Origin of the sequence: Rhodosalinus sp. (assembly GCF_041685465.1) — a bacterium.
Taxonomy (GTDB): domain Bacteria; phylum Pseudomonadota; class Alphaproteobacteria; order Rhodobacterales; family Rhodobacteraceae; genus Rhodosalinus.
On the sequence record NZ_JAWLFS010000132.1, the window covers coordinates 1 to 8,383 of the forward strand.

Annotated in this window: 6 protein-coding genes; 2 read left to right on the forward strand and 4 right to left on the reverse strand. The window is 70.6% G+C overall.

Annotated elements, in window-relative coordinates:
* A partial coding sequence (locus ACESL7_RS09915; RefSeq protein WP_372893165.1) for a ComEC/Rec2 family competence protein occupies nt 1-1,885 on the reverse strand: 1,885 nt, incomplete at its 3' end.
* Between the two features lie 154 nt (nt 1,886-2,039).
* Here ACESL7_RS09915 and gltX point away from each other — a divergent pair.
* Together gltX and gltA are read left to right on the forward strand one after the other, a co-directional pair.
* A complete protein-coding gene (gltX, locus tag ACESL7_RS09920) occupies nt 2,040-3,449 on the forward strand; it encodes a glutamate--tRNA ligase (protein WP_372893166.1) in 1,410 nt (469 codons plus the stop codon).
* 72 nt (nt 3,450-3,521) lie between these two features.
* The gene (gene gltA, locus ACESL7_RS09925) at nt 3,522-4,817 is read left to right on the forward strand and encodes a citrate synthase (protein WP_372893167.1); all 1,296 of its coding nucleotides are present in this window, start codon (nt 3,522-3,524) and stop codon (nt 4,815-4,817) included.
* Nucleotides 4,818-4,988: 171 nt separating this feature from the next.
* Here the strand turns inward: gltA and ACESL7_RS09930 are convergent, their stop codons facing one another.
* From ACESL7_RS09930 to ACESL7_RS09940, 3 genes are all read right to left on the reverse strand, one after another.
* A complete protein-coding gene (locus ACESL7_RS09930) occupies nt 4,989-5,765 on the reverse strand; it encodes an enoyl-CoA hydratase-related protein (protein WP_372893168.1) in 777 nt (258 codons plus the stop codon).
* A 61-nt stretch (nt 5,766-5,826) separates the two neighbouring features.
* Nucleotides 5,827-6,285: a cytochrome c-type biogenesis protein gene (locus ACESL7_RS09935; protein ID WP_372893169.1), complete on the reverse strand. Its 459-nt coding sequence runs from the start codon at nt 6,283-6,285 to the stop codon at nt 5,827-5,829.
* Entirely contained in the window at nt 6,282-8,267 is a 1,986-nt protein-coding gene (locus ACESL7_RS09940) for a heme lyase CcmF/NrfE family subunit (protein ID WP_372893170.1), read from the reverse strand. The genes ACESL7_RS09935 and ACESL7_RS09940 overlap by 4 nt, the downstream gene beginning before the upstream one ends.
* Nucleotides 8,268-8,383: the final 116 nt, after the last annotated feature.

Here is an 8,383-nt window from a genome sequence, read left to right on the forward strand (position 1 = left end):
GCAGCAGGCAGGGCAGCGGCGCGCCCTCGTAAGGCTCCGTCATGACGACGATTTCCCCCGGCGCGCAGCCTTCGAAACGCGCGGCGCCACGCTTGCCCCAGGGGTGGCGCACCGGCCCGTCCCCGGGCCAGCGCGCCACCGCCGCCGCGCGGCCCGCGCCGTCACCGTCGTTCTCCAGCCAGACGCGCGCGGCGAAGCCCGCGCCGCGGCGCTTGCTGAGTGCGCGCCCCTCCTCGGTCATCACGCCCACGAGCGCTCCGCCCTGCGCGATCAGGATCGGGGGCCGCTCGACAGTCGCCCAGAGCGTGAGCGCGGCAAGCGCGGGCAGCGTGCCGGCCCAGCGGGCCCGTCCCTGCCAGAGCGCGACGGTGAGGGCGCCCGCGGCCAGCAACGGCAGAACGGCGTCGGGTGGCGCCGGCACACCGCGCACGGCCCCCGGAAGGCCGGCCACCCACTCCGCGACGCCGAGAATCCAGTCGAGCCCGAGCCCCATGACCGCGAGCGGCGCGCGCTCCAGCCCGAGCGGCATGGCGAGCACGGCGACGAGCCCCGCCGGGATGACGACGGTGCCCATGAGCGGCACCGAGGCGAGGTTGGCGATCAGCCCGTAATGGGCGATCTGGTTGAAATGCGCGGCCGCGACCGGCGCAGTGGCGACGCCCGCCACCGCCGAGGAGATCACCACCGCCGTGACCGGCCGCGTCCAGCGCGGCAGCGCAGGCCCCTCCAGGTCGCGCAGCGCCCCGAAGACGGCGACGAGCGCGGTGGTCGCGGCAAAGGACATCTGGAAGCCGGGGCCGAGCAGCGATTCCGGCTGCCAGACGAGGATGATCAGCGCCGCCAGCGCCACGGCCCGGAGGGAAAAGGCGCGCCGGTCCAGCATGACGGCGACGAGCACGACCGCGGCCATGACGAAGGCCCGCTCGGTCGCCACGTTGCCGCCCGAGAGCGCCAGATAGCCCGCCGCCGCGGCGAGCGCGCCCGCGGCGGCGAGTTTCTTCGCCGGCAGATGCGGCCCCGCGCGCGGCAGCAGGACGAGGCCGAGCCGCAGCGTGGTGAAGACGACCCCCGCGAGCAGCCCCATGTGCAATCCCGAGATCGCAAGGAGGTGCGCGAGATTGGACTCGCGCAGCGCCTCCAGCGTCGGAAAGCCGATGCCCGAACGGTCGCCCGAGAGCACCGCCGCCGCGAAGCCCCCCGCCTCGCCCGGCAGCGCGGCCTGCACGCGCGCCGAAAGCGCCATGCGCGCCCGCGTCACCCTGAGCGCGCCCGCCTCCGGCGGCGCCAGCAGGAGGACCGGCGTGCGCGTGTAGCCCACCGCGCCGAGCCCCTGGAACCACGCATGGCGTCTGAAGTCGAAGCCCCCCGGCTCCACCGGCCCCTGCGGCGGCGAGAGCCAGGCCGTCAGGATGACGTGCGCCCCCACCGGCGGCACGCGCGCCTGCGCCGCATCGTGAAGCGAGACGCGCACGCGCCCCGGCCGGCGCGCGGGATCGGTCCGCTCCAGCACGACGCGGTCGAGCGTCAGGCGCACCGCGTCGGAGGCGGAGCGGTCGATCGCAACCACGCGCCCCTCGACCGCGCCGTAATAGCGGAACTCCAGCACTGGCGCGGCCTTCATATGCGCCCGCCCCCCGGCCAGCGCGAGCCCGAGCGCGACGAGCGCCGGCGCCCAGAGAAGCGGCGCCAGCCCGGGGCCGAGCCGCAGCGCCCCCACCGCCCCGGCGAGCGCGGCCAGTCCCGCCGCCGCGAGCGTCCAGACCGGCGGCTCCACCGGCAAGGCGAAATACGTCCCGATCCCGATCGCGAGCGCCACCGGCGCCCAGGGAAAGAGGTGCCCCTGCTGACGCAGCACCACCCGCGCGAGCGCGCTGCCGTCCTGCATACCCAAAGCCTCCGCCGGACCGCCGGCCGGCGCGAGCGCATCACCTCGGGGTTAATCCGGCGTTAAGACCCCCGTGAGACGCCCGTCCGCCGCTTGTCCCGCGCCGGCGGCGCGGCTAGACAGGCGCCGCCCCCAGACGGAGACCCTGCGCCGCATGACCGACGATGTCGTCACCCGCTTCGCCCCCTCGCCGACGGGCTTCCTGCACATCGGGGGCGCGCGCACCGCGCTCTTCAACTGGCTCTTCGCGCGTGGGCGCGGGGGCCGCTTCCTGCTCCGGATCGAGGACACGGACCGCGCGCGCTCCACCGCCGAGGCGACGCAGGCGATCCTCGAGGGACTGGCCTGGCTCGGCCTCGACCACGACGGCGAGGCGGTGAGCCAGGCCGCGCGCGCCGCGCGCCACGCCGAGGTGGCGCGGCAGATGCTGGCCGAGGGCACCGCCTACAAGTGCTTCGCCACGCAGGAGGAAATCGACGCCTTCCGCGAAGCCGCGCGCGCCGAGGGCCGCTCGACCCTCTACCGCAGCCCCTGGCGCGACGCCGACCCGGCGACGCAGCCGGACGGGCCGTACGTCATCCGCCTGAAGGCCCCGCGGGAGGGCGCAACGGTGATCGAGGACGCGGTGCAGGGGCCCGTCACCATCGGCAACGATCAGCTCGACGACATGGTCCTCCTGCGCTCGGACGGCACGCCGGTCTACATGCTCGCCGTGGTGGTGGACGACCACGACATGGGCGTGACCCACGTGATCCGCGGCGACGACCACCTGAACAACGCGGCGCGGCAGATGCAGATCTACCGCGCGATGGGTTGGGACGTGCCGGTCTGGGCGCATATTCCGCTCATTCACGGGCCGGACGGCAAGAAGCTCTCCAAGCGCCACGGCGCGGTTTCGCTCACCGAGTACCGCGACATGGGCTACCCGGCGGCAGCGATGCGCAACTACCTCGCCCGCCTCGGCTGGAGCCACGGCGACACGGAGGTGTTCAGCGACGCGGAGCTGACAGCGCTCTTCTCGCTCGAGGGAATCAACAAGGCGCCCGCCCGGCTCGACATGAAGAAGCTCGACAGCATCTCGGGCCGTCACATTGCCGCGATGAAGGATGCGGCGCTTCTCTCCGAGCTGGAGGCCTTTCTCGCCGCCACCGGCCGCACGCCTCTCGCGGCGGTGCAGCGCGCACGCCTCGCGGAGGCCATGCCGCAGCTCAAGGAGCGCGCGAAGACCTTCCCCGATCTGCTCGAGAAGGCGAATTTCGCGCTCGCCGAGCGCCCGGTCGCGTGTGACGAGAAGGCGGCCAGGGCGCTGGACTCTGTATCCCGTCGTATACTGGCCGAATTGACGCCGCACCTGCGAAATGCTAGCTGGACCCGTGACGCGCTGGAGGCGGTCGCGACCCGCACCGCAGAGGAGAACGGCATCAAATTCGGCAAGCTCGCCGCGCCGATGCGCGCCGCGCTGGCGGGCCGGACGGTCAGCCCGAGCGTCTTCGACATGATGCTGGCGCTCGGCCGCGACGAAAGCCTGGCGCGGCTGGAGGATGCCGCGGCGGGCCGCGAATGAACGGACCGGCGCGCCGGCCAGTCCGAAGGCAACAATCGCCCGGAGCCCGGGCCCGAGGACGAGGGTGTGCACATGCCTGAAAGCACCAAGACGGCCAAGCTGACGATCGACGGCGAAAGCCACGACCTGCCGATGTTCAGCCCCACGGCGGGCCCGGACGTTGTGGATATCCGCAAGCTTTACCAGCAGGCGGGGGTCTTCACCTACGACCCCGGCTATACCTCGACGGCCTCCTGCGACTCGACCATCACCTTCATCGACGGCGACAAGGGCGAGCTTCTGCACCGCGGCTATCCCATCGGCCAGCTGGCCGAGAAGAGCCATTTCCTCGAGGTCTGCTATCTGCTGCTCTACGGCGAGCTTCCCTCCGCCGCGCAGCTCGAGGATTTCGAGAGCCGCGTGACCATGCACACGATGCTCCACGAGCAGATGCAGAACTTCTTCCGGGGCTTCCGCCGCGACGCGCACCCGATGGCCATCATGGTCGGCGTGGTCGGCGCGATGTCGGCCTTCTACCACGATTCCACGGATATCTCCGATCCCTGGCAGCGCGAGGTGGCCTCGATCCGGCTCATCGCCAAGATGCCGACCATCGCGGCCTGGGCCTACAAGTATTCCGTGGGCCAGCCCTTCGTCTACCCGCGCAACGATCTCGACTACGCGTCGAACTTCCTGCGCATGTGCTTCGCCGTGCCGGCGGAGGAATACAGCGTGAACCCGATCCTCTCCCGCGCGATGGACCGGATCTTCACCCTGCACGCCGACCACGAGCAGAACGCCTCCACCTCGACGGTGCGACTGGCCTCCTCGTCCGGCGCCAACCCCTTCGCCTGCATCGCCGCCGGCATCGCCTGCCTCTGGGGCCCGGCACACGGCGGCGCGAACCAGGCCTGCCTCGAGATGCTCAAGGAGATCGGCTCGCCCGAGCGCATCCCCGAATATCTCGAGCGCGCCAAGGACAAGGACGACCCCTTCCGCCTGATGGGCTTCGGGCACCGCGTCTACAAGAACTTCGACCCGCGCGCGACGGTGATGAAGCAGTCCGCCGACGAGGTGCTGGAACTCCTCGGCATCGAGAACAACAAGACGCTGCAGGTCGCCAAGGAGCTCGAGAAGATCGCGCTCGAGGATCCCTATTTCCGCGACAAGAAGCTCTTCCCGAACGTGGATTTCTACTCCGGCATCATCCTCGAGGCGATGGGCTTCCCGATGTCGATGTTCACGCCGATCTTCGCCGTCTCGCGCACCGTCGGCTGGATCAGCCAGTGGAAGGAGATGATCGCGGACCCGCAGATGAAGATCGGCCGCCCGCGACAGCTCTACCTCGGCGAGACGACCCGCGACTACGTCGACATCGAGAACCGCTGAGCCCGCCGGCGCGGCGTCGCGTGAGGGGGCGCTGCCCCCTCTTGGCCTGACGGCCAATTCACCCCCGGAGTATTTGGGCCAAGATGATGGGCCGGGTCCGGCTCGCCCATCATCTTGGCGAAAATACTCCGGGGAGCGCGAGGGGCAGCGCCCCTCGCCCGGGCGCCGCCCTCAGCGGCCTTCGTAGCGCGCGGGGCGCTTCTCGAGGAAGGCGAGCACGCCTTCCTGGAAGTCGCGCGTCTTGCCGCACTGTCCCTGCAGCCGCGCCTCGAGCAGGAGCTGCTCCTCGAAATCCGCCTCGAAAGCGCCCCGGAGGGCCTCCCGCGCGGCGTTGTAGGCCTGCGTCGGACCCTGCGCGAGATGGGCGGCGCGGGCGCGCCAGCGCTCCTCGAAGGCGTCGTCCTCGACCGCCTCCCAGATCATGCCCCAGTCGTCGGCCTGCCGCGCGCTGATCTTCTCGGCGAAAAGCGCGGCGCCCATCGCCTTGGCGAGGCCCATCTGCCGCGGCAGCGCCCAGGTGCCGCCCGCATCGGGGATCAGGCCGATCCGGCTGAAGGCCTGCATGAAATAGGCGCTCTCGGTGGCGATCACCACGTCGGCCGCGAGCGCCAGGTTCGCGCCCGCGCCCGCGGCCGCGCCGTTCACAGCGGCGATCACGGGCACCGGGCAGTCGCGGAGCGCGCGCAGCATGGGCACGTATTCGTCGCGCAGGATGCGCTCCAGGTCCATGTCGGCGGCGCTGCCCTCGTTGCCGAGGTCCTGCCCCGAGCAGAAGGCGCGCCCGTTGCCGGTGATCACGACGACGCGCGCGGCATCGCCGCCCGCGGCGACGGCATGCGTGACTTCGGCGCGCATCTGGCTGTTCATGGCGTTCATCACGTCCGGGCGGTCGAGCCGCACCACCGCGATGTCGTCGGCCACGTCGAGCGTGATCGTCTGGTACTCCATCGCCTGCCCTCCTCTGATCCGGCCCCGCGGTTCTACCGCATGGGGCGGCGCAGGAAAGGGGTCAGTCGTCGAGGAGTGTCCGCAGGTGCGCGGCTTCCTCGGGCGAGAGCCGCTCGTCGTCCGAGGACGCCTTCGCGTTCGAGCGGGATCGCAGGTAAAGCACGGCGATGCCGGCCGCTACCAGGAACATTCCCGGCCCTGCAAGCCACAACAGCCAGTTCACACCGGTCACGCGGGGATTGAGGAGCGCGTACTCCCCGTACCGGTCGACGACATATTGCACCACTTCGTCGTCCGAGTCGCCGGCGACGAGCCGTTCCCGCACCATGAGGCGCATGTCGCGGGCCAGCGGCGCGTTCGACTCGTCGATGGCCTCGTTGCGGCAGACCATGCAGCGCAAACCCGACGAGATCTCCCGCGCGCGCTCCTCCAGCGCGGGATCGTCCAGCACCTCGTCGGGCTGGAGCGCCGCCAGCGGCGCAGCCGCGAGCAGCGCGAGGATCAGGATCAGCCGCCTCATTCTGCCGGCACTCCGTCCGCCGCCGGGGTCGATCGAGACTTCTTCGCCCCGGCCGCGACCCGGTAGCGCCGGTCGGACAGGCTGAGCGCCCCGCCGAGCGCCATCAGCGCCGAGCCGGCCCAGATCCAGTTCGCCAGCGGCTTGAGATAGGTGCGCACGGCCCATCCGCCGTTGCCCTGTGGATCGCCGAGCACCACGTAGACGTCCCGCAGCGCGCGGTAGTCGATGCCGGCTTCCGTCGTGGGCATCCGCGCCACGGGATAGTTGCGCTTCTCCGGACGCAGCGTGGCGATCTCTCGCCCGTCCCGGGCCAGCGTGACGATCCCCATGAGCGAATCGTAGTTACGGCCTTCGCTCGGATCGAACGGAAGCTCGCGCACTTCGTTCAGCGTCAGCGTGAAGCCCTCCATCTGCCAGCTCTCGCCTTCCTGGACGACGCGGATATCCTCCTTTTCCCAGGCCATGAGCCCGGCGATGCCGATCATGATGACACCGAAGCCCGAATGCGCGACCGCGCGGCCCCAGTCCGCCCGCGGAAGGCGCCGCAGGCGCTCCGGCGTGCGCCCGGCGCGCAGCCAGAGGTCCGTCGCCGCCCCGGAGACCAGCCAGGCCCCGAGGAAGAGGCCCACCGGCCCGAGGAGCGTGTTGCCGGTCTGCATCGTCCATGTCAGTCCGCCGACAGCGAGCGCCAGGACCCCCGCGGCACGCAGCGTGTAAAGCGCCTTGCCGATGCGCGCGCGCTTCCACGGCATGATCGCGCCAAGCGGCAGGATCAGGCCGAGCGCCACCATGAAGGGCGTGAAGGCCGCGTTGAAGAAGGGCGGGCCGACCGAAAGCTTCCGGTCGAAGAACATCTCCGCCACCATCGGCCACATCGTGCCCACGAAGACGACGAGGCAGGAGACCGCGAGCAGCACGTTGTTGGCGACCAGCGCGGACTCGCGGCTGGCCATCCCGAACACACCGCGCGCCTGCATGACGTTGGCGCGTGCGGCGAAGAGCGTCAGCGCCCCGCCCATGAAGACCGCGAGAATGAGCAGGATGAAGACGCCGCGTTCCGGGTCGTTGGCGAAGGCGTGCACGCTGGTCAGGAGGCCGGAGCGCACGATGAACGTGCCGATCAGCGAGAAGCCGAAGGCAAGGATCGCGAGCAGGATGGTCCAGCTCTTCAGCGCCTCGCGTTTTTCCACCACGATCGCCGAGTGCAGGAGCGCCACCGCCAGGAGCCAGGGCATGAAGGAGGCGTTCTCGACCGGGTCCCAGAACCAGAAGCCGCCCCAGCCGAGTTCGTAGTAGGCCCACCATGAGCCGAGCGCGATGCCGATCGTCAGGAAGACCCAGGCCGCCAGCGTCCAGGGCCGCACCCAGCGGCCCCAGGCCGCATCGACCCGCCCCTCCAGCAGCGCGGCGACCGCGAAGCTGAAGCAGATCGAAAGCCCGACGTAGCCGAGATAGAGGAACGGCGGATGCAGCGCGAGACCCGGATCCTGCAGAAGCGGGTTCAGGTCACGCCCGTCGAAGGGCGGCGTCGCCAGACGCGTGAAGGGATTCGACGTGAACAGGATGAAGGCGAGGAAGGCCACGCCGATCATCCCCTGCACGGCCAGAACACGCGCCCGCAGCGTCGGCGGCAGGTTGCCCCCGAACCAGGCCGCCATCGCCCCGAAGAGCGCGAGGATCAGCACCCAGAGGAGCATCGACCCCTCGTGGTTCCCCCAGACGCCGGTGATCTTGTAGATCATCGGCTTCGCCGAGTGCGAGTTCGCGGTCACCAGCTGAAGGCTGAAGTCCGAGGTCACGAAGGCCCAGGTCAGCGCGATGAAGGAAAAGCCCAGCAGAAGAAGCTGGGTCGTCGCCGCGGGCTCGCCGACGGCGATCCATCCGGGCCATCGGTAGTGCGCGCCGACAAGCGGCACGACCGACTGCACCAGCGCGACGATGAAGGCGAGGACGAGGGCGAAGTGGCCGAGTTCGGTAATCATGGTCCGAATATAATCTCTGCGCCACGCCGCGCCAATCGAATTCGGCGACCCGGTTCACCGTGTCGCGGCCGGTTTCCGCTCGGCCCGCCACGCCTCGAGCGCGGGGTTGGGCGCGG

Excerpts from the sequence above, each read along its gene's own strand:
- gltX (WP_372893166.1), top strand. The coding sequence starts at position 2,040 with ATGACCGACGATGTCGTCACCCGCTTCGCCCCCTCGCCGACGGGCTTC.
- ACESL7_RS09940 (WP_372893170.1), bottom strand. The coding sequence starts at position 8,267 with ATGATTACCGAACTCGGCCACTTCGCCCTCGTCCTCGCCTTCATCGTC.
- ACESL7_RS09935 (WP_372893169.1), bottom strand. The coding sequence starts at position 6,285 with ATGAGGCGGCTGATCCTGATCCTCGCGCTGCTCGCGGCTGCGCCGCTG.
- gltA (WP_372893167.1), top strand. The coding sequence starts at position 3,522 with ATGCCTGAAAGCACCAAGACGGCCAAGCTGACGATCGACGGCGAAAGC.
- ACESL7_RS09930 (WP_372893168.1), bottom strand. The coding sequence starts at position 5,765 with ATGGAGTACCAGACGATCACGCTCGACGTGGCCGACGACATCGCGGTG.